This is a genomic window from Rickettsiella grylli, from assembly GCF_000168295.1.
Classification (GTDB): domain Bacteria; phylum Pseudomonadota; class Gammaproteobacteria; order Diplorickettsiales; family Diplorickettsiaceae; genus Aquirickettsiella; species Aquirickettsiella grylli.
Window position 1 is genome coordinate 515,114 of sequence record NZ_AAQJ02000001.1, and the last position, 26,230, is coordinate 541,343.

21 protein-coding genes are annotated in these 26,230 nt (G+C 38.9%); 10 read left to right on the forward strand and 11 right to left on the reverse strand.

From position 1 onward, the window contains the following. Positions 1–23: 23 nt before the first annotated feature. Positions 24–3,392, reverse strand: coding sequence for a hypothetical protein (locus tag RICGR_RS02315; protein WP_006034971.1), 3,369 nt, complete (start codon positions 3,390–3,392; stop codon positions 24–26). Positions 3,393–3,623: 231 nt separating this feature from the next. Here RICGR_RS02315 and RICGR_RS02320 point away from each other — a divergent pair, with 231 nt between their 5' ends. From RICGR_RS02320 to RICGR_RS02330, 3 genes are all read left to right on the forward strand, one after another. Continuing rightward, positions 3,624–6,932: a hypothetical protein gene (locus RICGR_RS02320; protein ID WP_006035435.1), complete on the forward strand. Its 3,309-nt coding sequence runs from the start codon at positions 3,624–3,626 to the stop codon at positions 6,930–6,932. A gap of 44 nt (positions 6,933–6,976) precedes the next feature. After that, positions 6,977–7,642 carry an endonuclease III domain-containing protein gene (locus RICGR_RS02325; RefSeq protein WP_040615117.1) on the forward strand — a complete coding sequence of 222 codons (666 nt, stop codon included), beginning with the start codon at positions 6,977–6,979 and terminating at the stop codon, positions 7,640–7,642. An 89-nt stretch (positions 7,643–7,731) separates the two neighbouring features. Then, complete coding sequence (locus RICGR_RS02330) at positions 7,732–8,430, forward strand: hypothetical protein (RefSeq protein ID WP_006035034.1); 699 nt, start codon at positions 7,732–7,734, stop codon at positions 8,428–8,430. A gap of 82 nt (positions 8,431–8,512) precedes the next feature. On the opposite strand, the gene RICGR_RS02335 is transcribed toward RICGR_RS02330, so the two are convergent. From RICGR_RS02335 to rpoH, 4 genes are read right to left on the reverse strand one after another with little or no spacing between them, the layout of a single operon-like run. After that, the gene (locus RICGR_RS02335; protein WP_006036009.1) at positions 8,513–8,836 is read right to left on the reverse strand and encodes a DUF3579 domain-containing protein; all 324 of its coding nucleotides are present in this window, start codon (positions 8,834–8,836) and stop codon (positions 8,513–8,515) included. 56 nt (positions 8,837–8,892) lie between these two features. After that, the gene (locus tag RICGR_RS02340; RefSeq protein WP_006034838.1) at positions 8,893–9,531 is read right to left on the reverse strand and encodes a CYTH domain-containing protein; all 639 of its coding nucleotides are present in this window, start codon (positions 9,529–9,531) and stop codon (positions 8,893–8,895) included. Between the two features lie 4 nt (positions 9,532–9,535). After that, positions 9,536–9,712 carry a CBU_0585 family protein gene (locus RICGR_RS07880; protein ID WP_006035838.1) on the reverse strand — a complete coding sequence of 59 codons (177 nt, stop codon included), beginning with the start codon at positions 9,710–9,712 and terminating at the stop codon, positions 9,536–9,538. Next, positions 9,709–10,581 carry an RNA polymerase sigma factor RpoH gene (rpoH, locus tag RICGR_RS02345; protein ID WP_006034960.1) on the reverse strand — a complete coding sequence of 291 codons (873 nt, stop codon included), beginning with the start codon at positions 10,579–10,581 and terminating at the stop codon, positions 9,709–9,711. The genes RICGR_RS07880 and rpoH overlap by 4 nt, the downstream gene beginning before the upstream one ends. Before the next feature lie 117 nt (positions 10,582–10,698). On the opposite strand from rpoH, the gene ispG reads away from it, so the two are divergent. After that, positions 10,699–11,937 (forward strand): flavodoxin-dependent (E)-4-hydroxy-3-methylbut-2-enyl-diphosphate synthase, encoded by a 1,239-nt coding sequence (ispG, locus tag RICGR_RS02350; RefSeq protein ID WP_006035778.1) that lies wholly within the window; start codon positions 10,699–10,701, stop codon positions 11,935–11,937. Positions 11,938–12,050: 113 nt separating this feature from the next. On the opposite strand, the gene RICGR_RS02355 is transcribed toward ispG, so the two are convergent. After that, entirely contained in the window at positions 12,051–14,222 is a 2,172-nt protein-coding gene (locus tag RICGR_RS02355; RefSeq protein ID WP_006035976.1) for a zinc metalloprotease, read from the reverse strand. 160 nt (positions 14,223–14,382) lie between these two features. Between RICGR_RS02355 and RICGR_RS02360 the strand changes: the two genes are divergently transcribed. After that, on the forward strand, positions 14,383–15,528 hold the full coding sequence (locus RICGR_RS02360) for a hypothetical protein (RefSeq protein ID WP_006034943.1): 1,146 nt from the start codon (positions 14,383–14,385) through the stop codon (positions 15,526–15,528). A 61-nt stretch (positions 15,529–15,589) separates the two neighbouring features. On the opposite strand, the gene RICGR_RS02365 is transcribed toward RICGR_RS02360, so the two are convergent. Beyond that, positions 15,590–15,961 carry an Mth938-like domain-containing protein gene (locus RICGR_RS02365; protein WP_006035386.1) on the reverse strand — a complete coding sequence of 124 codons (372 nt, stop codon included), beginning with the start codon at positions 15,959–15,961 and terminating at the stop codon, positions 15,590–15,592. Positions 15,962–16,113: 152 nt separating this feature from the next. Between RICGR_RS02365 and recJ the strand changes: the two genes are divergently transcribed. After that, positions 16,114–17,841 (forward strand): single-stranded-DNA-specific exonuclease RecJ, encoded by a 1,728-nt coding sequence (gene recJ / locus RICGR_RS02370; protein WP_006035761.1) that lies wholly within the window; start codon positions 16,114–16,116, stop codon positions 17,839–17,841. 65 nt (positions 17,842–17,906) lie between these two features. Here the strand turns inward: recJ and RICGR_RS02375 are convergent, their stop codons facing one another. Next, complete coding sequence (locus tag RICGR_RS02375; protein WP_006035149.1) at positions 17,907–18,194, reverse strand: hypothetical protein; 288 nt, start codon at positions 18,192–18,194, stop codon at positions 17,907–17,909. An 84-nt stretch (positions 18,195–18,278) separates the two neighbouring features. Between RICGR_RS02375 and dusA the strand changes: the two genes are divergently transcribed. Beyond that, positions 18,279–19,271 (forward strand): tRNA dihydrouridine(20/20a) synthase DusA, encoded by a 993-nt coding sequence (gene dusA / locus RICGR_RS02380; RefSeq protein ID WP_006035915.1) that lies wholly within the window; start codon positions 18,279–18,281, stop codon positions 19,269–19,271. Between the two features lie 17 nt (positions 19,272–19,288). Here the strand turns inward: dusA and RICGR_RS02385 are convergent, their stop codons facing one another. The 3 genes from RICGR_RS02385 to RICGR_RS02395 are packed head-to-tail and all read right to left on the reverse strand — an operon-like array spanning position 19,289 to position 22,037. Then, positions 19,289–19,519, reverse strand: a complete 231-nt coding sequence (locus tag RICGR_RS02385) for a FeoC-like transcriptional regulator (protein ID WP_240992195.1) — start codon at positions 19,517–19,519, stop codon at positions 19,289–19,291. Next, positions 19,516–21,777 carry a Fe(2+) transporter permease subunit FeoB gene (gene feoB, locus RICGR_RS02390; protein WP_006035434.1) on the reverse strand — a complete coding sequence of 754 codons (2,262 nt, stop codon included), beginning with the start codon at positions 21,775–21,777 and terminating at the stop codon, positions 19,516–19,518. The genes RICGR_RS02385 and feoB overlap by 4 nt, the downstream gene beginning before the upstream one ends. Before the next feature lie 11 nt (positions 21,778–21,788). Then, positions 21,789–22,037 carry a FeoA family protein gene (locus RICGR_RS02395; protein ID WP_050763982.1) on the reverse strand — a complete coding sequence of 83 codons (249 nt, stop codon included), beginning with the start codon at positions 22,035–22,037 and terminating at the stop codon, positions 21,789–21,791. Positions 22,038–22,166: 129 nt separating this feature from the next. Between RICGR_RS02395 and RICGR_RS02400 the strand changes: the two genes are divergently transcribed. From RICGR_RS02400 to mraY, 3 genes are all read left to right on the forward strand, one after another. Next, on the forward strand, positions 22,167–23,648 hold the full coding sequence (locus RICGR_RS02400) for a UDP-N-acetylmuramoyl-L-alanyl-D-glutamate--2,6-diaminopimelate ligase (protein WP_006034815.1): 1,482 nt from the start codon (positions 22,167–22,169) through the stop codon (positions 23,646–23,648). Positions 23,649–23,735: 87 nt separating this feature from the next. Further along, positions 23,736–25,070, forward strand: coding sequence for a UDP-N-acetylmuramoyl-tripeptide--D-alanyl-D-alanine ligase (locus tag RICGR_RS02405; RefSeq protein WP_006035873.1), 1,335 nt, complete (start codon positions 23,736–23,738; stop codon positions 25,068–25,070). 62 nt (positions 25,071–25,132) lie between these two features. Further along, the gene (mraY, locus tag RICGR_RS02410; RefSeq protein WP_006035409.1) at positions 25,133–26,215 is read left to right on the forward strand and encodes a phospho-N-acetylmuramoyl-pentapeptide-transferase; all 1,083 of its coding nucleotides are present in this window, start codon (positions 25,133–25,135) and stop codon (positions 26,213–26,215) included. Positions 26,216–26,230 lie beyond the last annotated feature (15 nt).

Consider the following 26,230-nt stretch of genomic DNA (forward strand, 5'->3'; position numbering starts at 1 on the left):
CCGAGCGGGCTTTTTTGAATCAACTAAATCGAAGGGCTTAATAAGGGTCGAACGATTTGTACCTCTTCATTATCTTTGGAACTTCCTAGCGAAACGACTGAACTTTCATCAGAGGCAGAAGAAAGTGTTTTCGCATCTGACATCATCGAATGGGAGCGATTATCAGAATAAACTCTTGTTTTTTTAGGGCGTTTAGAATTCAAATTATTTTCCGAAGACAGTTTTTCGAAAAACTGCTGATGACTCAACGCTCTTATTACACCCCGTTTTTCTGCTTGTTCCGCGGCTTGGGAGGTACTATACGTATTCAGATAAAGTTTAATCAGACTTAAAGGAAATGGAATTTTTCCGATCACGTCGTTTAAACTCTCTTGTGTGTGATCATTACCCGGAAAGCTATCACGCGCCCCGCTAATATAGCCCTCAGCCCGGCCTAAATTACTTTTCATCGTGTTAAACATCGTTTCCATTCGTTTAAATACATTTCCTAATTTTTCCATTGCCGACGTATAATGCGCTTTGATTTCTTTTTTTGCTTCTGCAGAAAGATCCGTACTAATGGTATATTTTTGATAAGCGGCGCTATGATCATCCGTTAAAAAACTAACCTCTTGACGACAAGCCTTTTCTTCCTGTTGGATCAACTGCAATACGCTCAACTGATCATCTAAAATTTTTTGATACGTATTGGCGACAGCAGGCAACGTATCCGGCTCAATTTTAGATCGTAGTTTTTTTATATTTTTATCCAAGGAATCGGATAGGGTTTCAAGTATATTCAAGATTTCTTGGGAATGATTCTTTATTTGTTCAAATTTTTCCTGGCTGATATAGAGGAAGGTTTTTTCGATGATTTCTTTTTCAATCGATACACTTCCATTCACTTGCGGAGTGATCTTTTCTGGATGAAGCGGCTTCATTTCAATCTCATTCGCTTCCATGTGGTGATGTTTTGTTTGTTTTACAGGCGCTATGCGATCCAACACACCATAAATGAGCGAACTGGTTGCGATAGACGTTCCCACGTGAGTGGCTGTAGGGAGGGGATTTTTGATTGCGCTGACAAGCGTACTTGCAAAGGGAAGAATATTTCCACCGAGTAATCGCACCCATGGGGTGTCAAATAAATAAGTAAAGTCGCGGATTAATTGCAATCCGAAATGGACACCGAGACTGCTCATAAAGATGGGAAGCGATTGTTCAAGAAGTACAGTTGACAATGATGAGTCATCTTCTTCACGCGCGACATTCAGCTGTTTTTGTATTTCATTGAGCATCAGTGGAAAGGTAGCAGCAAGGGAGGCTTGACCGACCATACTACAATAGAGAAGCGGAGTACACCGCGTCAATCGATGTTCGTTTTGATAAGTGTGTTTGACTGCAAAATAGTGGGTTATCCCGTTTAGCATCCCGGAAAATGCACCATGCGCTGCAGAGGCGCTCAATTCGACGACGGAAGGTGTTATAGCCGCGGTATCTGTTTTGTGATGAGACTCGGTCAGCGCAGTAGAATTTTGAAAAAGGGTATGATGATTCACAGGCGTCGAGATTTCAGTGGTTGATTGGGGCTCTGGCGTGATTTTCAGTGAGGGTGCACGCGAGGCAATTGTCGAAGGTGACCGATGATGACTGGCATTAACCGAAATGAGATTCTCAGATTGGCTTGGATCTCCGGTTCTTGATGGGGTTGACATCGTTTCATTCGTTACGTCATCAAACGGAGAGGATGCATTGATAAATCGAGCAGGTCGACAACCAGTTAATCCAAAAAGTTGTTGACATTGATCATTTAAAATGCGCTGTTTTATTTTGGGTTTGAAAAAGTAGGAAACAGCATCGCGTAATTGCTGTGACGTTAAATCATCTTTTAATGATTTAATCAGCAAGAGTGTTTCTTTAATTGTTTTTTGTGTCGTATTCATCCTTTGGGACGATATATTTAAACTTTTACGATAGAGTGCACCTAAACTTTTAAACGATAAAACAGCTATTTTCTTTGAATTAAAAAGATGAATCTTTGGCTTCGAAAGGTCATTCACCAATTTAATGATATGAAAAAATTGATTGTAATTGAGCGCCGCTTCATCTTCGTAATTAATCATTCGGCCCAGCATGCCAAATAAATGGCTCGATAACGTATTGGAAAGCGGTTTTGTTAAAGGTGACGTTTGTTCCACGATGAGCGGATATAAACGAACGAATTCATTTATGACGTGAAATTGGTCATGGGTATTGGGTTTTTGGGCGCGTTGAATAATATTGAAAAGAAGATAGGAGAGATTTTCCAGGTTATTAAAAAAATGATCCGGCGTTGTTTTCGTTTTACTTAATTGAGCGATATGATAAGAAGCGAATTTCAGCCATCGAGTGCGTTTGACATCACCCATCGTGTTTTCATTTTTATTTAAAAAATCTTTTAAAAATCCAAGGATATGCGTATTTTTATCCAGCGTGAACCTATCACAGTAAATACTCCAAAAAATTTCATTTTTAACCGTTTTAAAATCACCTACGGAAAAATGAGATACCTTTTCACCAGAAATGATGTCTTCAAAAAGTTGAGTTTGAGGAGGATGACAATGGTGGAGATCAAGTTCAGCACACTTCTCTTTTATTTCATGAGCATTTCCTTGGGAATATTGATTCAGATAGATCCATGCAATCGATTTACGTGATATATTTTTGCTGAATGGCTTTTTTAAAAGATCATGCAACAGTGTATCGGTTCTTCCTGCTGACGAAGGAAACATTTTGTTGGCTTTAAAACCAAATTTTCCTAGCCGCTCAACGAAAACAACGATCTCATTTGAAATAAATGACTGAGGATCACCTTTTAAAATAAGCTTATCGAGCAATACATTCGTATGGCCAATAAGTGATTCCATGTGTTGTGGTTGAGAGAAGGGTTCATCATGCGGTTTAACTATTTCTTGAATCGTTGGATGCGCTAACAATCGTTCAAAAAAATAAAGAAAATTTGAGAATGTGCGGACGTCCTCATGATTAATAAGTGATGTGTTATTCATTTTTTTTTCATAAAACGCATTAAAATGAGCGGTTAAAAAAATTAAATCGCAAATATTATCCTCAGATAAAGCGTTTTTTTTAATCGTGATATAATCGCCTAGAAAAGTGAGAAGATTAGCCCATTGATTGTGCGTTAATAAATGGAGTAAATACATATTGTTCAACTCATTTTTTTCTTCTCGAAAAGCGATGCAATGATGACTCAATAATGTTGAGTCGGTATTTTTAGCGTTGCCCGTGAGTAAGATTTTTTTCAAAAATTCTGTAAAAGAATCGGGCGTAACGGACTCCACACAATCTTTCGCGCAACGTCCATTGAAGGCGTCTGCGTTCAATTTATCGGATGTATTATTATAGGTCGGCATTATGACACCTCGAAATAAAAAAATGCACAACATCATAAATTGAAAAACTTAAGAAAGTATTAACTTATTTTAAGACTTACTCATTCCAAGTCCATATGCACCAAGAATCACAACGACCAAAATGAATGAATAATTTTTTTGAAAAACGTAAATCCAATTTAAGTCATTGTTAAGTTTTTTTAGGTATGCTTATTAAATACCAGCTCGCTATTTTATTTCTTAGAGAACCACATGCCTGCAATAAAAATAAAAAAAACACACGAAAATGTATTGGATAATAATTTACGCCATGTTTTACAAACAGAATCCAGTCAATGGGCGCATTATTTTTTCTCTACAGACACGATGAGAAACGTCTTAGATAGTTTAAATAATCAGATTCGTGATAAGAATTTTTTTACAGAAGACTATGGGATGAATACGTTTTTAGATTTTTTAAAAGCGTATATAAAGCTTAAATTAACGTCTTCTGCGACGTCTGATTCGGCTATTTTAAAAAAAATCAATATTATCCTAGAACAGTTTAAAACAAGAATTTTTTATCAAAGGGTTTTTAACAAACCACATATTAACATGATGGTTCATTTTTTAGATGTGTTGCAATTACTGTTTCATTCCAAACATCGTTATTTATTTAAAAAAACAATACCAACACTATCCTTTAACGCAACGGATTTGAAACGAATCGCGATTACGGTGGTTAAAAAAAAGAATGATACGGTCGATGAATTTATAATAAGGTATCTGGATATCTTAAAATTAAGTTTTGATGTGACTTCTTTTTTGAATGATTATCAACAGGCCAATGAAGGGATCACGTCAATCGCAAAGATTATTTTTTTAGATCAAGAAACGTCCATCCCTTTACTAGTCACAAAATTTTTTTCTGCGCTCGCGTATGAATTTACACTGCTTGATTATTATCAATTGGAGTTAAAGAATAAAAATATCTCGATGTGTCAAACGGATGTGTTAGACGCGACGATAGACATCCAATCTTATTTTTTGGATCAGAGTGACCAAAGAGACGATGTTTCTTTGCCACTATTAAAGTATTATTTTTTTAAGTATTTTATTAAAAATATAAAATTATCTCCCTTACTTAAAAACAATTACAGCCATCGTTTAAGCACGTATTCGAATGAAAATTTTAATCCCCTCCCGTATCGTGATGAATGTCCGAGTTTTTCAAACCATCGATTTATAATTAAACACAGCGGTTTAGAGAAAGCGAAATTAGAAATTGTTTGTCAGGCAAAGGCTTGTGCGGATCGAAATCATAACGAATGGTTAAAAAAAATAAAAAAAAGTCAACGCTTGCCCACGAGTGATTATACGCTTCATATTTTTTCAGATGCGCGAAGCTTTTCTAGGGATATTTATCGTTATGTTGATTTTGGTCCTTTCAGTACAGGGTTTTTTACAGGAATTTTCAGAAATAAAACACAGGCCATAGGCAATGCTTATGTGCAGTATCGATCCGATCCAACGAGTTGGTGGCAGGTTTTGGCGCATGAATATGCGCATCATCTTAATTTTAGAGCATTTGGCCATATACCACGAAATTTTGATGAAGGACTGAGCTATCGGCTTATCTTAGATCCCTGCTTTAATGAATCGTTCCAAGATTGGTTGAATAAAAATTATCGTTTTATGTCTTTGGCGTTATTATCCAATCAATCGTTTATAGGGTATAACCCCTCCTCGTTATTGATGACTTATTTTGTCGATACGCATCACCCGGGTTTTGCGAAATTATTAAATTTATATCCTAATGAGGCTGCGATGATTCAGTCTCAACTGACTCAGCTCATTCAAGAAGATACTGGATTTTTACAATGGCTAGACACCTACCGAACGCGTTGTGCTCATCATCCCTTTAAAGCCTTAGGTCAAGGGGATAACTATTGTCCTTCTTTAATCGCACCGTCATCAACGCAAAATGGGTTTATTGAAAAAACCTCCATAGCACCGCAGATGACCACGGTGCGTAATCATTCCACAGGAAATTTCATTCAGAAAAAACCCAGTCCTGAAACGATGGCCTATGATCTGATACTCGCTATTTATAACCGAGATTTATTAAAATTTCGCGCGTTGTTACCAAAAGCGGATGTTAATTATCGGGATAGATATAATGGGAATACACCGTTACATTATCTTTATTTTTATGCGAATTGCGATACGCGTTATTTAAACGCCATTCTGAAATACAATCCGGTTATGATCAACAATCATGCGGGTTTATTACCTGATGCACTGGCTGAAAGAAACTGTAATTCGACGCAATTGCAACGTATCCGGACTCTTTTTGCTCGATATACACCATCCAATAAAACAGCATTGATACCTTATCCGGAACAACCCATCGCAATAACAGTGAGTATTCCTTTATCGGCATTAATCAGTGGTGGAATAAGCGCGGGATATAAAGAAATCATTGAGCGTTATCAAGATGACTATCCTTCTTTACCGTACCTTATTTTTTATGGTTTAAAACCCGCTTCTTTAGCGTTGGGAAGCGCAGCGATGAATGTTTTCGTGGCAGGACCTGTAGAATCAATGGGTTTAGAGGAGACAGGACTGAGCTTCATTTATTATTTAAGTATGAACTACTTCGGATTAATCATTGCACAACTTGGAGAAAAGACGGCAAAAAAAATGAAAAGTCAGCTGGGGAGTTTTTTAATAACGATTTTATGTTATACCTTTTTTCTTAATCCAGGATTGCTCACAGCACTTTTTAGTGAAGGGTTAAGCAGTCAAAATTTTGCAGGGCTCGTGATGCCCCTGCTCAGTATGCTATCGAGCGGAATAGTGTTTAAAACCGGTGAATGGGGTGTACAGAAAGGAATTAAACACTGTTTTCCTCATAGTGAGAGGGGATATGAGATTCGTCATCAGGACCCGTTTTCATTATCGACATTGTTAGCGGATTACTCAAAAAATAGTTCAGATGACGAAGTTACGTTAAACCAGCTTAAAAAAGATTTGGAACAGTTAACCAATAAAATCAAAAAAAGAATCAATCATCACGTGTATCAATTGAATTTTGAGGGCGATCTTGAATCCGCAATACAGAATATTTTAGCACTGCTTGAGCGAAGTCAAACAAGAGGGGCAACAAACCAAAATGCCTATCGAAATATATTTAAAGCGCTTGAAGAGGATTTAAAAAAAATACAATCGAATCTAGCGCGACTCAGTCAGAAAAAAAGTCGAAGGAAAAAAAAGAGTCATCCGTTATGGAAAGAAGTTTCTGAGCTATTAACCCGTTTGAGAGAAATTCGCCCACTTCCATGGAATTACGCGTCTGATAGGAACGAAGCGGGCGAACCCGTTGTTCAAGAAGCCTCAATCAATAGCCCTTTCATTCCTTCTTCGAGTAACGAAAATCGTTTTACACAGCCGCCTGCGTTGTTAGGGAGAATGCACGCTTCATTGTTTATAAGGCCTAAAACGGATTCTTCTCTTTCGAATGATAAGGAACAACAGGAAAAGAAATGTTTAGTGAATGAAAAGGGTCATCGCTTCTGTTAAAACTTAGGGTTAGAATAGAACTCTTTTTATTGTTGATATTGAAGATGTCAGTGATTCAACAAAGCCTGATGGATATCTACGAAAGCTTGCGAACGATGTATGGTCGCCAATTATGGTGGCCAGCAGAAAGCCCTTTCGAGGTCATGGTGGGTGCTCTATTGACACAAAATACGAATTGGTCCAATGTTGAAAAAGCATTCATTCATTTAAAAAAACAAAGTAATTTAAGCGCTAACGCTATTCTCAGGTTACCCACTTCGGTACTGGAAAGCTGTTTAAAACCCAGTGGTTATTTTCGAATAAAGACCCGTCGTTTACAGAATTATTGTCGATGGTACTTAAAACAAGGCGGTTATAACGGCTTAGATCAACGGAGTACGTCCACGTTGCGCGAGGAACTATTGAGCGTTCAGGGGATAGGGACTGAAACAGCAGATGATATCTTACTTTATGCCTTTAACCGACCGGTCTTTGTGATCGACGCGTATACGCGTCGTTTATTACAACGTTTGAATCGTATACAAGGCCATGAAAATTATGAATATTGCCAAAAAATATTTGAAACCCAACTTCCAAAACGGGTTGATCTCTATAAACAGTATCATGCCCTTATCGTCGTGCACGCCAAACAGCATTGTCGAAAAACAAAACCGGTTTGTCTTCAGTGTTTATTGCAATCACGTTGTCATCTGTCAGATTGTGTTAAATAAGCTAAATGATAAATGAAACGGTTTATTTAATACTCCGTTAATTTTTTTTATTTAATCTATTAAATTCATTATTTATGGGGATAGTGAATATGAAAAATAAATCTTTTTTTAGCAAATTGTCTTTTAAATCAAAAAAATTAATGAGTCGTGATAATGATCCAAAAATCAATGAAGATACTGCTTATCAGAAATCGATGACTGACTTTCAATCTAATTTAACAGAAAATAAAGCCGACGTTAAATGCCCAGTTGCTTCACCCATGGACATCAATAAAATCCCCATGAAGCCTAAAATTCTTACTGAAGATGAAGAAGATTGTTTAATCAATGTATTGAAAAAAAATGAAGAAAAAAATGAGAAACTAGAGCGTTTATTTTTACTTCCAGCGGAAGAGAGTATAAAAATTTTTCTTAATCATGAACGATTGCTCTCAATGATAAAGAAGGTTAATTATTTTTTTAAATCCAAACAGATTGAAGGCAACGACGATATTTTTCAATTAATAATCGATATCAATCTCATTTTAAAAGAAATTATCGAACCCATGATTCAGCTTACCGAAGAGAATAAAAAAATTGTACAAAACACGTTATTCTATATTCTGAACTGTTTCCAAAATGATCTTGATGACCGGGAAAGTCAATCCATTCAAAAGCGAAATGATAAAGATGAAAGTCATTATGTGGAAATGAAAGGTTCAATTAATCCCAATGAACTTTTTTCTTTTCGAGCGAAAGGATCTTCACACGGTTTTCCTCCACCTTTACCACATCGTAACATTCCATAAAAGGGCTATTTGATAACAAGTAGCAATACCATGGTTGCCGAATAAACGGTAACCATGAGGGATTGAAATTTTTAGAAGAGAACTACGATGTCTCTTCGGATTCAGAATAGAATGGATGTATTTTTAAACGATTTTCACCGGCAAATTTCATAATACAGTCGAAAATATCAGGATTGGTTTTTTTGAGCTTGGGATCAAGAACTAAGCATTTATTACGACTTTCCTGATCGATCATGGGTCGAAGTTGAGGCGAATAGGTCATACGCCGGTTCGTGAAACTTGCTAAACAACCACACATCCGCTCAGCCCAATCACTGGGTCTAAATTTCTCACCGGTTTCAGTAACACCTTCGATTAAAATAAATTTTTTTCGTTGGTTTTTATAGGCGACAGTGTTTTTTAACATAAATGACAAAGCTCTTATTAAGTTTCCAAGATATTACCGGAATTATTGGGAATTAACTAGAGACAATTGGATGACATTTTATTGTCATTATAGAGCAGATAACCGCGCATTGCTTTACTGCGAGTTTCTACGGTAAGCGGGATCGTTGATTTCAGTTGTTCCGCTATTTTATAGAGTTGTTGGCTATCGCCTTGCTTTAATTCAAGCTCAATTTCATGTAACGCGGTTTGATGTGTGGCTGTTTTGACATGGCCTTGATCGAGTACACATTCGACGTGCGTTTCATTTTCGGTGAATAAATTCCACGAGCGGCGTTCAAAATCAGTATGAAATAATTCGAATAGCGGCTTATGACCCAGAATGCTTTTTAATTTTGTTTTTAAATGAACGTCGGTAAATTGCTCTATATTTGGCTTATTGTGTGTGACGAGTTGATCCCATTCATGCCGGTGTTGTAGATCCCCTATTTGTTTTCCCGCAGTTTTTAAGGTTTGAATAGTGCGGCCACCGGCCTCTCGGATCCGCATCGATAGTCCATGTTGCCATAAATCAAGATCAGCTGAGTCGAAATATCGGCTAATAAGTCGTTCTACTAAAATGGGTTGTGTAGGATTAGGTTTCAATAGAGGGTGTTCTAATAACAAATGAACCTGTTCAGGAGCAATATGAAGTTTAAGTTCAATTTCTAAAAACATAAATTTAAGCAGGTGTTTGCGTTTTTATATCACGCTGAGCCATCAATCGTTGATAGTATTCTATTTCTTCTATTTGTGAAGCCGATTTATCAGGATGGTGTTTATCAAATTTCGCCAGAAATTGATCGCTATCACTGACAAAGTCGCGATTTAAATGAAGGGTTTTTTTTATTGATTTCATGTTGTTTGCTGCAAGAGGGTATGACGTAGTGCTTTCATTGCTTTTTGTTCTAATTGACGTATACGTTCTGCGGATACGTGATAACGCTGAGCTAATTCTTGCAAGGTCATTTTAGGCTCCATTAACCAACGATCACGAATAATATTTTGTTCTCGTTCGTCCAATTGAGTTAACGCTTTATAGAGGTTGTCATGATTAGATTCAGTGCTGTTACTGGCTTCCAGTAAACGTGCGGGGTCATAACGATTATCTTCAAAATGTATATCCAATAAGGGATAGCGCGTGGATTTCGCCTCGTTAGGGTCATCATGACTGATGTCTAAGCTCATATCGTTGGAGGCTAAACGAAATTCCATTTCACGTACCGTTTCAGGTTTAACGCCGAGATCATGCGCAACGGCTTCAATTTCGTTTTGGTTAAACCAACCTAAACGTTTTTTCATTTTACGTAAATTAAAGAACAATTTACGTTGTGCTTTCGTCGTGGCTATTTTAACAATACGCCAGTTACGTAAGATAAATTCCTGAATTTCAGCTTTGATCCAATGAACCGCAAATGAAATAAGACGCACACCGACTTTGGGATCAAAGCGCTTAACCGCTTTCATTAAGCCAATATTTCCCTCTTGAATGAGGTCAGCCAGTGCTAAGCCATACCCCATATAGGTTTGTGCAATATGGACGACGAAGCGTAGGTTCGTAATAATAAGTTTTTTAGCGGCGTCCAGATCGTGGTGTTGATAATAACGTTCGGCAAGTTCGATTTCTTCTTCAGCGCTTAATACGGGGATTTGTTTCAGCCGGGTAATATAGGCGTCCGTACTATTGATAGGAAGCGTCTGATAAAGTGCTTGTAAGTGCGTGTTCATGACCTTCTCCGTTGTCTTTAGACTTGTTTTAATAGGTACACTTGACTTCATAATGTGCTAAAGTATACCGCAAAAGATTCTTATTTTCATCCGCCTTTTTAAAAATAAAGGAAATTTATGACTGAATCCGAGCCTGCAACCTCGATTATACGGCGTATGAGCACGCCTGTTCAAGTGGGGTCGGTGAGATTGGGGGGAGGGGCTGCTGTCGTTATTCAATCGATGACCAATACCGATACAGAGGATGCTGAAGCGACAGCCCAACAAATTATAGCGTTAGCCGAAGCCGGTTCGGAATTAGTTCGAATAACAGTCAATACCGCACACGCTGCAAAACAAGTTCCTTTTATTCGTGATAAAGTCCGTGAATCAGGCTACTTTGTGCCGATAATTGGGGATTTTCATTACAATGGTCACCGTCTTTTGCAGAATGATCCAGCCTGTGCAGAAGCGCTCGATAAATACCGTATTAATCCAGGAAATGTCGGTTACGGTGAAAAACGCGATGTGCAATTTAAACGGATGATAGATATTGCATTGACCTACAATAAGCCCGTGCGAATAGGCGTGAATTGGGGGAGTTTAGATCAGGATCTCAGCGCGCGTCAGATGGATAAAAATGCTCAATTGAAACATCCACGTCCTGTTGCAGAAGTCTTGCGAGAAACTTTAATACTGTCTGCCTTGTCCAGTGCTCAATGCGCGGAAAAAATGGGGTTGCCTGCTCATCGAATCGTCTTATCCTGTAAAGTCAGCCGCGTACCCGATTTAATAACCATTCATCGTGATCTCGCTACACGTTGTCCCTATGCTCTCCATTTAGGTTTAACAGAAGCAGGAATGGGATCGAACGGAATAATAGCAACGACAGCCGCTTTTGCCGTTTTATTACAAGAAGGGATAGGGGATACGATTCGTGCGTCATTAACTCCAGAGCCTGGTGGTGATAGACGACGTGAAGTGCGGGTCTGCCAACAGATTTTACAATCGTTGGGTTTACGTGCGTTTAAACCGTCTGTGTCTGCCTGTCCGGGCTGTGGGCGTACGACAAGTCGTTACTTTCAGGAATTGGCTCATCACGTTGAATCGTATGTTGAAACGCGTATGCCAACATGGTCAAAAAAATATAAAGGGGTTGAGAAGCTTTCTTTGGCGGTGATGGGGTGTATTGTGAACGGACCGGGTGAAAGCAAGCATGCTAACATTGGCATTAGTTTACCGGGTACTGGCGAGCGTCCGATTGCTCCCGTTTTTGCCGATGGACGTAAAGTAGCGACATTAAGAGGAGATGATATGCTCCAACAATTCCAGCATATTGTAGAGGAATACGTGCACACGCACTATACCGAAAAATAAAAACAATAAAAACACAGTGGCGTGAAAAAAATTTAAATTAAATTGACTTTTTCGTTTATCCTTTTTAATGAATGGTCCATCAAAATGCCCTACAAGCTCCTTGGCTGTGTGTTTTAAGGTCGATTCTCTGCCGGATTCATTGCGTGCATTTCAGCGTCTGCGTCTTTTGTTGGCGTGTTTTTTTCAGTTTTGAGCGTGAAAAAAGAAATCCACGCCGTCCGTGAGAGGGCTTTCGTGAATTTTGAAAATGTCACTGTATTCCATGCCTGATTCATTGCGGTTATGACCGAAGTTGTTGATTTTAGGGCTTTCGTGCAGCGCGGTTTTATTTCTTGTTCTCTCTGAATGGATGGGGTTCCCTCTGTCTGATGGGGGCCTCCCCGATGAGAGCAGCAAAGTGATACGTAAGGTTCTAATTTTTTAAAAAAGAGCAAACAGGTTGCGGTTAAGCAGTAACCTAAGCGTGTCCCTCCGAGGTATAAACTAATGCCAATAACTAATTCAAGATGACTATAGGTGTTCGCATGATTGATAAGGCAAGCCGCGAGAAGCGATAAACTTTGTGTAAAGCCCCATTGAGTCATCGGGTGTTGGTGGATAGGCTTCACGTGCGCCGAGAGGAGTAGGATGGTTGTATTGATTCCGTACGGAAGCAGTAAGGTTAAACACGATTCATGATTATTCAGCCTGTCCATCAGATCGGCCGTTTGGAATAACTGTCTGTTTTCATTCAGGAAAGGAATTAATAATTGTCGTGCATTTTCTTCAATAATATGCTGATACAAGGCGTAGCTGGATAGACCGACGTGCATAAAAGAAATGGCCCATTGAGCTAAATGCTTAAGATGACGCCTGGTTTTAGAAAAGGTTTCCTTGTCATTGAAAAAAATAATCCATTCGGCATGACGCGTGATCCCAGTGATAAAACCGAATATAAAAAAAGGAATTGCATTGAAACCGAGTCGAAAGAAATATTTATTTCTTTCATAAAAATTTAAATAAGAACCCGACACCGTTTCTGAATGAAGGAAAGGCATTGTTGTTTTATTGAATACGGTCTGAAAAAAATGATTTGGAATAGAAATACACTGTGCGGCGGATGCATCATGTGCCGTTCGATTGGTTAACAGAGGCTTCCATTGCAACGTACGGGATACATTCGCCTTGTTTAAATAAAAGATAATGTGGCTTTGAATCGAGGATGAAGCCCAGGGATTAATCCCCTCTTTTTCTATCTTTAAAATGCAGCTGTTGTTTGTTTTTCTAAGAAAATTTAACGGTGAAAACGTTGCAATCGATTGCTTGAGGAGTGGTGTTATCACGTCACAATGGATACCCGTTTTAGGATAAACCTGAAAAAAATGGATAAGATGGATGATGTAGCATTGGTTCGATTGGATTTCCACTGTTTTATGTGCTGCGCCAACAATAAGTTTTTCGTTTTGATAATGAGAATGAACAAAAATTTTCGTTAATTTTAATAAATAATGATAGCTGATCTTCGGTTGACTCGTGAATGCAAAAAGAGGAATAGGGCTTTCAAAATCGCACCATGTCTCGTCAATAATACATGCTGTTTTACGGAGCGTTGTGAAATCTCGTCGCGTTAACAAACCAAAACCAAGATTAAAGGCATCCCAATTACAATGGTTCTCATTAAGTCCTCGTAAAGCATCATAATAATCCAAGGCTAATTTTTTGGGATAACCCTGATCCATTAAGCTTTTTATAACCGTCGTTTGGGGTCTTATTTCGCTTTTCCCGATGACCGCGTTGATTAAACTTGATGAGTAGTGCATGAGGCTAAAGGGATCATAGAACTCTAAAAAATTTTCAGAAGATAATTGGTGTTTAGAAAAATTTTGTATAAGAATGGGGGAATCGGCTTGCCGGTGCTCATGGAATCGTCCAAGCGTATGAAAAAGCTCATGAATAATGGAATCGACATTATGTGTTTTCCAATAGCCTCGCCATCCACCACCAATAAAGCAGGAAAGATATCCATATTTATTTCCATGATGCTGCTGAGCACCTAAGCGAGCATTACATCCTTCATCATGAACGCGAATATGACGTGTTTTTTGAATAGAAGCCGTTTTTAGGCTTACTTTGAATTGAAAGTGTGGAAAAAGAATTTGATTTAAACGATTCGCCGCTTGACGCACTGCATGTTCAAGAGAGGGGTTTTTTTTAGCACGCTCTGTGAAATCGATATAGAAATCAATCGGCACGCGTGAAGTGGTTTCACTCGCAAAAGACCAGCTTCGAATAGTCGCATAATGCATTTTTATTATTTTTTGTTAAAATAAATACTATAAAAAATAAAACTTAACGCAATATGAACAAAGGACGTAGGTTCGGTTTTGAAAAAGTATAAAAAAATAAAAACAATCGAATCGGTTTGTGTTATTATCTTCGAGATGAAATTTTCAACCTGTAGATGTTATGTTGCCTTCCTTGAAACGACAAAAGAAAATTGATCGTGACAGAAAATTGGTTCAAAGGATTAAAGAACTAGACGTTCAATTAAAAACTTCATCGGTTTATGCACAAAAAGAAAAAACCGAAAAAAATAAAGCGCTTTTTTATGCCCTTTCAACACTTCTTTCGCTCAGTGGAATTATTATTTTTTCAAGTGGATGGTGTGCTGTTGCGTTACTTGGAACAGCGTTATCGATTATTATTGTTGAGGCTGGATTGCTCTCATCATTGAGTCTTCCCTTTATTGTGCTACCTTTGTATAACGTTTATTTAGGCATACGGAATGTATTTAATTCTGAAAAAATAAAAAATCAAAATAAAGCCTATGATCAATGCCAACGTGTATTAATGACTTTAAAAAAATTAGCGTTTAAAAATGAGGTTTTATCGGCAAAAAGAGATATTCAATTAGCGAGTGCTATTAGCTCTTTTTTACCTACACTGTCGTTTCAGGAAAAAGCGACATTTTCTGAATTAAGCTTAAAGGATCAAATAAAACGGTTTAAACAGCAAATAAACAGCCATCCAGCGCATGTGAGACAACAAAAGGAAAAACAGATTTGGGATAAAATTTTTCGTTATTCCGCAATCTTTTCGTGTATAGGAATTACTTTATCTGCAATGACTTTATTGATGATACAGATGCTGTCCTATTCTATCTTTTTAGCGCCTATTTTGTCAGTGGGGGCTATTGGAGTGAGTATTGGCTTGAGCTTGATTGTTTTGGGACTTGTTCTGCTAAATACGCTGGGATATCCTATTTATTGGAGGATGCGTCATAGTTTTAGCGAGGTAAAGGCAAAAGCAGAGGATAGACATTATTCCACGCTTAAAAAAAACATTACAGAATTGGAGAAATTAGAAAAACAATTGAATCAGCTGGATACAAAAATTGATGATGCACTTCAATTATCTGTCGAGAGTTTAACTCAAGTAAACCATGCATTGAAACAGGAAAAAGATAATGTTGATGTTTTAAAAAATGATCCGTTGCACGTCGTGAAGTTTGATAACGGTATGAATCATTATGGCCCCCTGTTTTCATTATCGACCTTAGCGCACCTAACAAAGCAGGTCGATTATACAACGGCCATGCCAAGACCATCATGATGGGTGGATTGATCGCATGGAGACAATTGAGTAGGTCTTTCTCGTTTTAAAATTTAAAAATTCATTCAGTAAGCAATAAAACAGCGACGACATGACGTTCTTCTGACATCAGAACGGTGTAAGTTCGGCATGCGGCAGCAAAGGTCATGACCTCTAAGCCTATGTTGTGGCGATAAAATAGATTGACTAAATGGGGATCAGGAAATAAGTTTTCATCACTACCGAATACGACAATACTGGGGTTTAATTCAATAATGGTGTGTAGATGTGCTGAGTTGCAATCAGCACGCCGTTGAGGTGGAAAAGGGTAGATTAACCGATGCGGCGTGACGACAAGACTCTGTGAAAATTTTTGTTCGTTAATCTGAATGAAATTGTTGCCATAAGCACGAATGTGATAGTGGCCTTTGCCGGTATCGAGGGTTAATTCCATAATGGGACTATCTCGTTAAAATGATTGACGTTAGATTATAATGCTCAAAAAGTCTTATTGATACCGCAATATCATCATTTATTCAAGATTTTCACCTTTTGATAGGCTGTTCCTTCGGGAGGGTTCGCTGAAGTGGGGATGAATCTCAAATCATGAACAAAGCTGTTTTACGTCGTGAATTTAATGGGGTTGAAAACTTAAGTGGTTTACATCCTGTTTTGCAACGGATCTATGCGGCACGAGGTATAAAATCCAAAGCGGAATTAGATTACCAATTGCAACATTTACTCCATTATCAGTCATTGACCGGTATTGAAGAAGCGGCAAAGTGTTTGGGTGAGGCCTTAATGCAGCAGCAACGTCTGCTTGTTGTTGGCGATTTTGATAGTGATGGCGCAACGAGCAGTGCATTAGCCGTCAATGCGCTACGCCAGTTTGGCGCGCAGCACGTCGATTTTTTAGTGCCTAATCGTTTTGAATATGGTTATGGTTTGACACCGGAAATCGTTGAGCTCGCTTTACAGACTAAAAAACCAGACCTGATTATTACTGTCGATAATGGTATTTCAAGTCATGATGGCGTTATCGCTGCAAAAGCGGCTGGATTAAAAGTGGTAATTACTGATCATCATTTGCCAGCAGAGAGTCTACCGTGCGCGGATGCAATAGTGAATCCGCAACAGCAGGGTGATCAATTTCCAAGTAAGCATTTAGCTGGCGTTGGCGTTATTTTTTATGTGATGTTAGCCTTGAGACAGTATTTACGCTGCCACGCGTGGTTTGAAAAAATGAAATGTGCATTACCGAACATGGGGCAATTTCTGGATTTGGTTGCTTTGGGGACGGTAGCGGATTTAGTCAGTTTTGATCGAAATAATCGTATACTGGTGAGTCAAGGTTTACAATGGATTAAAAAAGGTAAAGCACGACCGGGTATTTATGCGTTGCTCACGTTGGCCAAATGTGAGAAGGAATATCTGGTTGCCAGTGATTTATCATTTACGATTGCACCCCGTTTAAATGCAGCAGGACGATTAGCCGATATGTCTCTGGGTATCGCGTGTTTGCTTGAAACGGATTTTAATCGCGCGTATGACTATGCGTTGCAACTTAGCCAATTGAATGAAGAGCGTCGTAAAATAGAAAACACCATGAAGCACGAGGCGTTTATTATTTTGGAAAAAATAATTAAAAAAAAATCGTTAAAAAAAGGAATTTGCTTATACGATAGTCGCTGGCATCAAGGTGTTATTGGTTTGCTCGCCTCCCGATTATCCGAACGTTTGCATCGACCCACGATCATTTTTGCAGATGGCCATCAAACCAATGAGTTAAAAGGCTCAGCGCGATCCATTCGCGGCGTGCATATTCGTGATTTACTAGCAAATCTTGCATTGCGTTATCCTCACTTAATGACTAAGTTTGGTGGACATGCGATGGCAGCGGGGTTGAGTTTAAAAAAAGAGTCCTTTGATGCGTTTTCTCAGCTTTTCCAACAGGAATGTGAGCAACAGTGCCAGACGGATTGTCTTCCCGCCATTTACACCGATGGTGAATTAACACAGGAAGCGCTTCATATAGAATTTGCTGAATTAATACGTTATCAGTCCGGTCCTTGGGGTCAAGATTTTCCAGAGCCCGTGTTTGAAGGTTGTTTTCGGGTATTAACTCAACGTTTAGTGGGCGATAAACATTTAAAAATGGTATTAACCACGCAGAAAGGAAATAACAAGCCCATTGAAGCTATTGCATTTAATGTCAACCCGCATTGGCCTAATCATCGTGCTGAATATATTACGGCGTGCTACCGCTTGGATATTAATTACTACCAAGGTCGAAAAACTCTGCAATTAATTATTGAGAACTTGAAGATTGTATAAAAACGACTGCTAAAAAGACCGAGATTCGGCCTTTTTAGCAACAACATAATAAGTTGGATGATAAATTAAAGTTCAATTGATCCTTTTTCTGTTGGTCCGTTCTCCATGGTTTGAGAAGCTGCGTTGAGCTCACCTCGTTTACCTTTTTCTTTTGGCTGTTTCGATTCAATCATTTTCGCGAAGAAATTTCTTTTGTGTGTTTTTTTAAGCGGAGTGGCTTCTTTCTGAGATGGAGTTGCTGTAGAAGATAAGCCCTTGGCTTGATTGAGGTCCATTCTTGATTCTGCGGCGATAACAGGGAGCGCAAAAACCACACTCATTAGACCGATGGTGAATGTTTGTCTTAATTTCATGATGAAACTCCAATTGTTATTGTTGTAAAATAGGCTTATATCATATAAAAAATGAAGAGGAAAGTCCCTTTTTAGAATAAAAGCATGCTAAAACCGCAGAAAAAACACGCACATTCATTGATGGTTGCGCCCATGTTGGGGTGGACTACACGTCATTATCATTATTTTTTCCGTCTCATTTGTAAAAAAGCACAGCTCTATACTGAAATGTTCACTGCACAGGCTATTTTAAAAAGTCCCGCGCGAGAACGGCTATTAACGGTTGATGCAAATGAAAAAGCGTTAGCTATCCAATTAGGAGGAGGTATTGCTTCCGATCTTTCCAAAGCCGCTAAAATTGTCGAATCCTATGGTTATTCAGAGATTAATCTTAATGTCGGTTGTCCCAGTGAAAAAGTTCAATCCGGTGGTTTCGGTGTTGTATTACTGAAAGAACCAAACCGAGTTGCTGACGCAATTGCAGCAATGAAAGCAGTTGTTCGATTACCAGTTACGGTCAAAACGCGAATAGGCGTTGATAATGACGAAAGTTATGATTATTTAGCCTCATTTATTCGACAGGTTAGTTTGGCAGGGTGTGACACCTTTATCATTCACGCCCGAAAAGCATGGTTACACGGCGTAAGCCCTAAAGAAAATCGTGAAATTCCGCCGCTCAATTATCCGTGGGTTTACCAGATTAAGCGTGATTTTCCACACTTAACGATTGTTTTAAACGGCGGAATAACCTGTTTAAAGAGGGCATATCAACAGTTGCAACACGTTGATGCGGTAATGATAGGTCGTGCTGCTTGGTATAATCCCTATTTGTTTGCTCAACTCGATGCGCTTATCAGCCCACAAGATAGGTTTATTGTTCCTCACCGTTTTTCAATTATTTTACAGTACTTACCCTATCTTGAAAAAGCACTAAAGTCCGGTGAAAATTTGGCGCATTTAATTCAACCCTTATTGGGTTTATTTCATGGTGTAGTGGGTACAAAACAATGGCGGCAAACATTAAGTGAACTGTTACAACGGCGTTATTCATTCGTGAAGATAAAAGAAACGCTACAGGAATTTATTTCGCGTAGGTAACGAGGATATATTTCGAGTTAATCGGGTTCTACAACGTGGTATAACGCAGAGGATTCGGGCGCACAATGAAAACATGTCTTTGCACAATTCGGATGTTTTATATTTTGTTTGATATAACCTTTACGAATAAGCACATTGAGAATGGCTAGCGTTTCTTTTTTTTGAGTTCCAAACGTCTCGAGAATAAGCGATAGATTCACTGTTTTTTTTTCAGCAATAAATTTTTTTACAGCAAGTAAGCTCATCATGCGCATTTTCTCGGTGAAATGGGTTTAATGGAGGGGGTTTTTGATAAGAAAATATAGGTGGCTATGAGCAGAATAGACAGACTGAGATACCATAAAAGTGTGGTGAGAGGATGTTGATTAAACGTCGCTGTTTGATAAAATAAAGTCGCAATCGCATAAGCGATTCCGGTGCACCATGCCATCGAAAAATAGGCCCACGCGTTTCCGATTTCGCGTTTGATGACAGCCATGGTTGAAATACAGGGAAAATAGAGCAAAATAAACAGTAAATAAGAAAATGCACTGATCTTGTTCGCAAAATAATGTGACATCACACCATAAACGCCTCGCGTAACGCGAGGCGTTTGCGCTTTAAGTGACAGGGGATTGGTTAATGTTTTGCTTAAATTCTGTAGATTTTTAGGAATGGAGCGCACTGCCGTTTTTAGTTCCTCCTTTAATGAGTGTGATTCGGCTTGTTCTGTGAGTTGAGTTGCTTGGGAATAGAGCGTATTTAAGGTTCCAACAACAACTTCTTTCGCGAGTAAACCGGTGACTAAGCCAACGGTCGCAGGCCAATTATTTTTTTGTATGCCCATCGGTGCAAAAAGCGGTGTAAACGTTTTTCCAATAGTGGATAGCAAAGAAGAGGAACGGGTATCATTACGAATGAGTTTTCCATGGGTATTAATAGTATTGAAAAAACCGACCAACATACAAATAGGTATAATAAAACGACCGGCTTTCAATAAAAAAAGTTTTAAACGATGCCAGGTGGTTTGAAAGATGCTACGCCAGTGCGGCCAATGATAAGTCGGTAATTCGAATACGATCGGTGTATTTTGTGTTTTTAAGCAGGTTGAACGTAATAATAAACCGGTGAAAATGGCTGCAAGTAGTCCGATTCCATAGAGTGAAAAAATAATGAATGCACCGCCATGTGGAAAAAAAGCAGCAACAAATAAAGTATAGACAGTGAGTCGAGCACCGCAGGACATGAAGGGTGCCATCATCACCGTTAAGATACGATCGCGTTGCGAGGTCAAGGTGCGTGTGGCCATGATGGTCGGTACATTACAGCCAAATCCAATCATTAACGGAACAAAGGCTTTCCCAGGTAAACCAATAGTGGCCATTAATTTATCAATGACAAAGGCCGCGCGTGCCATATAACCTGAATCTTCTAATAAGGATAAAAATAAAAACATTGCTCCGATGACAGGAGTAAAACTCAACGTTGTATTAATACCTTTTCCTAAACCATTCGCAATGAATGCAATGAACCAAGCGGGTAAATGCAATGAAGTGAGGAGAGAAAAGCTGCCGTGTACAAACAATGCTGTACTACTGATATCAAAAAAATCCTGAAAAGCGCCACCGATATTAATCGAAAATAAAAACAGCGTGTACATCATGAGCAGAAAGATAGGAATGCCTAACCATCGGTTCAAAATAATTTTATCAATGCGTGATGTGAGTGTTTCTCCAGATTGTTGGCCTATGCTTTTTTTGAGTATTGATTGTATCCAGGTGTAACGCGCATCGGCTATCAGCAAATCCACTTCTTCGCCACATTCTGCTTTGATTTGTTGTATCAAAGATTGTGCAAAAATATGTTCTTCTTTTGTAACGTAAAGACAAGCGATTGCATCACCTTCTAATAACCGACACGCCAACCACTGAGGTGGTACTTTGTGGGGGGGTAATGTTTTCTTCAGTGTTTCCAAAGCATTTTGCAGTAAAGGATCAAAAGGATAAGGTAACGTGGACTGTATTGAAAGGGGTATAGTCAACGCTTGACGCAATTCAGTCATTCCGATGTCACGAATGGCAATTAAAGGGATAATAGGACACGTTAATAATCGACTCAGATATTGAATATTGATGTGTATACCCCGTCGTTTAGCAATATCTGTCATATTGAGTGCGATAATAAGCGGTATTTGCATTTCAAGTAATTGCGCTGTTAAATACAGATGACGTTCCAGATTGCTCGCGTCTACGACATTAATGATAAGGTCAGGATGGTGATAAAGAAGATAATGACACGCAATACGCTCATCTATTGCACAATCTTCAACAACACTTAAAGAATAAGTGCCCGGAAGATCAACCATTTCATAGGTTTGTGATCCCACTGTAAAAAAACCAATTTTTTGTTCGATAGTCACGCCTGCCCAATTTCCAACCTGTTGTCGGGAACCAGTTAGTGCGTTAAAAATAACCGTTTTACCACAATTGGGATTGCCTGCTAATGCAATGATCTTATTTTTAGCCATAAGTATTTAAATTAGTTTGAATATTCGACATAAATATGACAGGCTTCAGTAGCCCTTAAACTAAATTGGCTTCCTAAGAGTTGAAGTTGTAGAGGATCTCCCAGTGGAGCACGCCGTATTAAAGTAATGGTCACTCGGGGTGTTATGCCTAAATGTTGTAATAATTTTCGATAAGAAGGTGAGATATCAGCACTGTATTTGACTATCTTAGCGGATTGTCCTGGATGCAGCTTGGTGAGCGGTATTAAAGAGTGGGCCATCACGATTTTAAATGAGAATCATTATTATTTATAATAAAGGGTTTTTAACGATGAGGCAAGCGAACGTGTTATAAACTACTCTTGTTTTGATGCGGATTGAATTAATCCATGATCCGATGAGTCCGTTTTATGCATTTGAGCCAATTATTACGCGGAATGAATATTTCAATAGCAACTGATCCTATTATTAAAGGACTCTGTCAAGATAGTCGGCAGATAAAGCCCGGTGATCTATTCTTTGCTTATAAAGGTTTAAAAAGTGATGGACGCTATTTTATTAAGGATGCCATTAAAAAAGGTGCAGCAGCTATTTTAGTGGAACCCGACGAAAATTATACGATACATTTAAAATCATCCTCTATTCCTATAATAGCGTTGCACCATTTAACATCACAGTTAGGATCACTTGCTGCACGATTTTATGGTTATCCGAGTCGCTATCTACCCGTTATCGGAATAACTGGTACGAATGGTAAAACATCGTGTACCCATTTTTTGGCAGATAGCTTGCAAAAGTTACAACGATCGTGTGGTGTTATCGGCACCTTAGGCAACGGTTTTTATGGTCATTTAAAACGCGCTCAATTAACGACACCGGATGCCATCGAACTACAACAATTACTCGCAGCTTTTCGCGCTCAACACGCACAAACGGTTGTTATGGAAGTTTCCTCGCACAGATTGGCTCAAAAGCGTTTAAATGGAACTGAATTTTCGGTCGCCGCATTGACTAATTTGACGCGTGATCACTTAGACTATCATAAAACAATGGATGCTTATGCAAAGGCCAAGCGCTCTTTTTTTGAATTACCCGGTGTCCAACACATTGTTTTAAATGCCGATGATCCTTACGCACAATTATGGTTAACTGAGTTTGAGAAACAACTCCCTATCTCTACTTATTCGTTAAAACGTCCTCAAGCGCGTTGGTCACATATTCCACAGGTCACGGTAAAAAAATTTGATTTTAATCAACAGGGACTACAGGCAGAAATTGATACGCCCTGGGGAGACGTATTTATTGAAAATCAGTTTTTAATGGGCGCGTTTAATTTAAGTAATTTGTTGTTAGTATTAACAGTGCTGAAAAGCTTACATTTTTCTTTGGCCGAAATTTCGCAAGTTTTATCGCGATTAAAAAGCGCTAAAGGACGCATGCAAACTTTTCGAGTGAAAGGAAAAGCAATCGTTGTTGTGGATTACGCGCATACACCCGATGCGCTACAGCAGGTTTTGCAGGCGTTAAGGTCGCATTGTCGAGGGCAACTCTATTGTTTATTTGGTTGTGGCGGCGATCGCGATAAAGGAAAACGACCCCTGATGGCAGCTATCGCGGAAGAAGGGGCGGATCATATTATTGTAACAAATGATAATCCTCGTTATGAAGATCCGTTTCAAATTTTTCAAGATATTCGACAAGGTTTTAAGGGAAACAAAGCGATTTATTATGAACCTGAACGGAAAAAAGCGATAGCCTATGCACTGAAAGCCGCTCAACCTTCGGATATTGTTTTAATCGCAGGAAAAGGACACGAGTCCTATCAGTCGATTCATGGAATCAACTATCCTTTTGATGATGCCGTTGAAGTTCAACATTTTTTAAATCAGTAATTTTTTATTTCCAAAATAAGATTTCGTGTTACCCGTGCAATATCGATAACTATCGATTACTATACTTACCTTTTTAGGGTTAACGAAGTGAAATTATCAACGCTTGCAAGCAGGCTGAAAGGAACACTGCTCGGTGCAGACGCTCATTACAAGGGGATAAGCGTGGATTCGCGTTCTATAAAACCGCATGAACTTTTTATAGCGCTTCGTGGTAAACAGTATGATGGCCATCACTATGTTGGTGAGGCTCAGCAGCATGGTGCAGCGGCGGCTGTTGTGGAAGAGGTGATAGAAACGGATTTACCTTTAGTTCTCGTGGAGGATACGCGGAAAGCGCTCGGTGAACTTGCGAAGCACCATCGGCGTCAGTTTTCTATTCCTATTATTGGCTTAACCGGAAGTTGCGGGAAAACCACAACGCGAGAAATGATTCGTTCTATTTTGGCGGAAATGGGGCCGGTACTGGCTAATTTTAAAAATTTTAATAATGCGATTGGATTACCGTTAACGTTACTTCATTTAACGGCGGAGCATCGTTATGCGGTTATTGAAATGGGTGCCAATCACGCCGGAGAAATTGACTATTTAACGCATATTACACAACCTGATATTGCGTTAATCACGAATATAGGTCCTGCTCATTTACAAGGATTTGGGTCCATTTTGCGCGTTGCCGAGGCTAAAGCAGAGATTTTTTCAGGGTTAGCTCAAAAGGGCGTGGCTATCCTTAACGCTGCGGATAATCATAGGGATATATTGGAAAAAGCCAGCGCTCAGTATCGGCGTGTGAATTTTGGTTTAACTCAAAACTGTGATTTTTATGCGCGTCAGATCCAGCTGGATAAAACGGGAAGACCTACTTTTTTATTGGTTTCTTCCGGAGAGGAAATCATCATTCGCTTAAATTTATCGGGACAACATCACGTCATGAATGCATTAGCGGCCGCGGCGGTCGCGCGTCAAGTGGGTGTGGAATTCTCTGTTATTCAATCCGGCTTAGAAAAAATGCAACCCTTATCCGGGAGAGTGATCAATCGCACAACAAAAACAGGCGCGACATTGATTGATGACAGCTATAATGCGAATCCGAGTTCAGTGGCGGCGGCCTTAAAATTGTTAGCACATTACAAAGGCCTGCGAATTTTGGTTCTGGGTGATATGAGTGAGTTGGGTAAAAGTGCGGGTGCCTATCATCGTCAAATGGGAGAATTAGCAAAAGCGTTAACGATCGATAAAGTCTATACTTGTGGTGATTTAAGTGAAGAAACAGCCAAAGCGTTTGGTGCCCATGGCAAACACTATTCAAATCATCAAAAATTGATTTTAGCGTTAAAACCCGATGTACAAAAAAACGTGACTATTTTAATTAAAGGTTCACGCAATGCACAAATGGAGAAAGTAGCGGCTGCTTTAATGGATTAATAATATGTGGATGATAACGTTAGAGACGATTATTTTTTATTTTTTTTAAGAGAACGAAACACATGTTGTTATGGTTAACTGTTTTTCTATCAAATTATTATCGTGCTTTTCATGTTTTTCAATATTTAACATTAAGAGCTATTTTAGCAACGTTAACAGCGTTTCTTATTTCACTGTTGTTGGCGCCCAGAATGATCCGCACATTAAGTCACCGGCAGATTGGTCAATCCATTCGTGAGGATGGTCCACAAACCCATTTCAGTAAAGCGGGTACACCAACCATGGGGGGGGCTTTAATTTTAATTGCGATTGTGATGACAACCTTACTATGGGCGAATCTGAATAATCATATGATTTGGCTCGTGTTATTAGGCATTGTAGGGTTTGGTTTCATTGGATTTGCAGACGATTATTTAAAATTAACGTTAAAAAATAGTAAAGGATTAATTCCTCGTTGGAAATATTTTTGGCAATCTGTCGTGGGTTTGACAATCGTTACATTACTTTATATCAATGCGAAATTACCCATAGAAACCCAACTCGTGGTTCCTTTTTTTAAAAACTTACTGATTCCCTTGGGAATATTTTATATTCCTTGGGCCTATATTGTTATTGTGGGCAGCAGTAACGCCGTTAACTTAACCGATGGCTTGGATGGTTTAGCGATTATGCCGACGGTATTAGTCGGAAGTGGGTTAGGTATTTTTGCCTATCTCACCGGAAACATAGCCTATGCTAAATATTTAGCGATCCCTTTTGTTCCGGGTGCGGGTGAAATGGTGGTTATTTGTGGTGCAATTGTCGGTGCAGGATTGGGTTTTTTATGGTTTAACACCTATCCCGCGCAAGTATTTATGGGTGATGTGGGTGCTTTAGGTTTAGGTGCTGCTTTAGGCTGTATTGCCGTTGTGGTGAGAGAAGAATTTGTACTACTGATTATGGGCGGTGTTTTTGTGTTAGAAACGGTTTCGGTGATGTTGCAAGTGGCTTCTTTTAAGTTAACGGGTAAACGGATTTTCCGTATGGCGCCTATTCATCATCATTTTGAATTAAAGGGTTGGCCAGAACCCAGAATTATTGTAAGGTTTTGGATTATTACATTTATCTTGGTACTCTTTGGGTTAGCGACCTTGAAACTACGTTAAGCTTATCTTTTTACT

Excerpts from the sequence above, each read along its gene's own strand:
- RICGR_RS02315 (WP_006034971.1), bottom strand. The coding sequence starts at position 3,392 with ATGCCGACCTATAATAATACATCCGATAAATTGAACGCAGACGCCTTC.
- RICGR_RS02320 (WP_006035435.1), top strand. The coding sequence starts at position 3,624 with ATGCCTGCAATAAAAATAAAAAAAACACACGAAAATGTATTGGATAAT.
- RICGR_RS02325 (WP_040615117.1), top strand. The coding sequence starts at position 6,977 with ATGTCAGTGATTCAACAAAGCCTGATGGATATCTACGAAAGCTTGCGA.
- RICGR_RS02330 (WP_006035034.1), top strand. The coding sequence starts at position 7,732 with ATGAAAAATAAATCTTTTTTTAGCAAATTGTCTTTTAAATCAAAAAAA.
- RICGR_RS02335 (WP_006036009.1), bottom strand. The coding sequence starts at position 8,836 with ATGTTAAAAAACACTGTCGCCTATAAAAACCAACGAAAAAAATTTATT.
- RICGR_RS02340 (WP_006034838.1), bottom strand. The coding sequence starts at position 9,531 with ATGTTTTTAGAAATTGAACTTAAACTTCATATTGCTCCTGAACAGGTT.
- RICGR_RS07880 (WP_006035838.1), bottom strand. The coding sequence starts at position 9,712 with ATGAAATCAATAAAAAAAACCCTTCATTTAAATCGCGACTTTGTCAGT.
- rpoH (WP_006034960.1), bottom strand. The coding sequence starts at position 10,581 with ATGAACACGCACTTACAAGCACTTTATCAGACGCTTCCTATCAATAGT.
- ispG (WP_006035778.1), top strand. The coding sequence starts at position 10,699 with ATGACTGAATCCGAGCCTGCAACCTCGATTATACGGCGTATGAGCACG.
- RICGR_RS02355 (WP_006035976.1), bottom strand. The coding sequence starts at position 14,222 with ATGCATTATGCGACTATTCGAAGCTGGTCTTTTGCGAGTGAAACCACT.
- RICGR_RS02360 (WP_006034943.1), top strand. The coding sequence starts at position 14,383 with ATGTTGCCTTCCTTGAAACGACAAAAGAAAATTGATCGTGACAGAAAA.
- RICGR_RS02365 (WP_006035386.1), bottom strand. The coding sequence starts at position 15,961 with ATGGAATTAACCCTCGATACCGGCAAAGGCCACTATCACATTCGTGCT.
- recJ (WP_006035761.1), top strand. The coding sequence starts at position 16,114 with ATGAACAAAGCTGTTTTACGTCGTGAATTTAATGGGGTTGAAAACTTA.
- RICGR_RS02375 (WP_006035149.1), bottom strand. The coding sequence starts at position 18,194 with ATGAAATTAAGACAAACATTCACCATCGGTCTAATGAGTGTGGTTTTT.
- dusA (WP_006035915.1), top strand. The coding sequence starts at position 18,279 with ATGCTAAAACCGCAGAAAAAACACGCACATTCATTGATGGTTGCGCCC.
- RICGR_RS02385 (WP_240992195.1), bottom strand. The coding sequence starts at position 19,519 with ATGATGAGCTTACTTGCTGTAAAAAAATTTATTGCTGAAAAAAAAACA.
- feoB (WP_006035434.1), bottom strand. The coding sequence starts at position 21,777 with ATGGCTAAAAATAAGATCATTGCATTAGCAGGCAATCCCAATTGTGGT.
- RICGR_RS02395 (WP_050763982.1), bottom strand. The coding sequence starts at position 22,037 with ATGGCCCACTCTTTAATACCGCTCACCAAGCTGCATCCAGGACAATCC.
- RICGR_RS02400 (WP_006034815.1), top strand. The coding sequence starts at position 22,167 with ATGCATTTGAGCCAATTATTACGCGGAATGAATATTTCAATAGCAACT.
- mraY (WP_006035409.1), top strand. The coding sequence starts at position 25,133 with ATGTTGTTATGGTTAACTGTTTTTCTATCAAATTATTATCGTGCTTTT.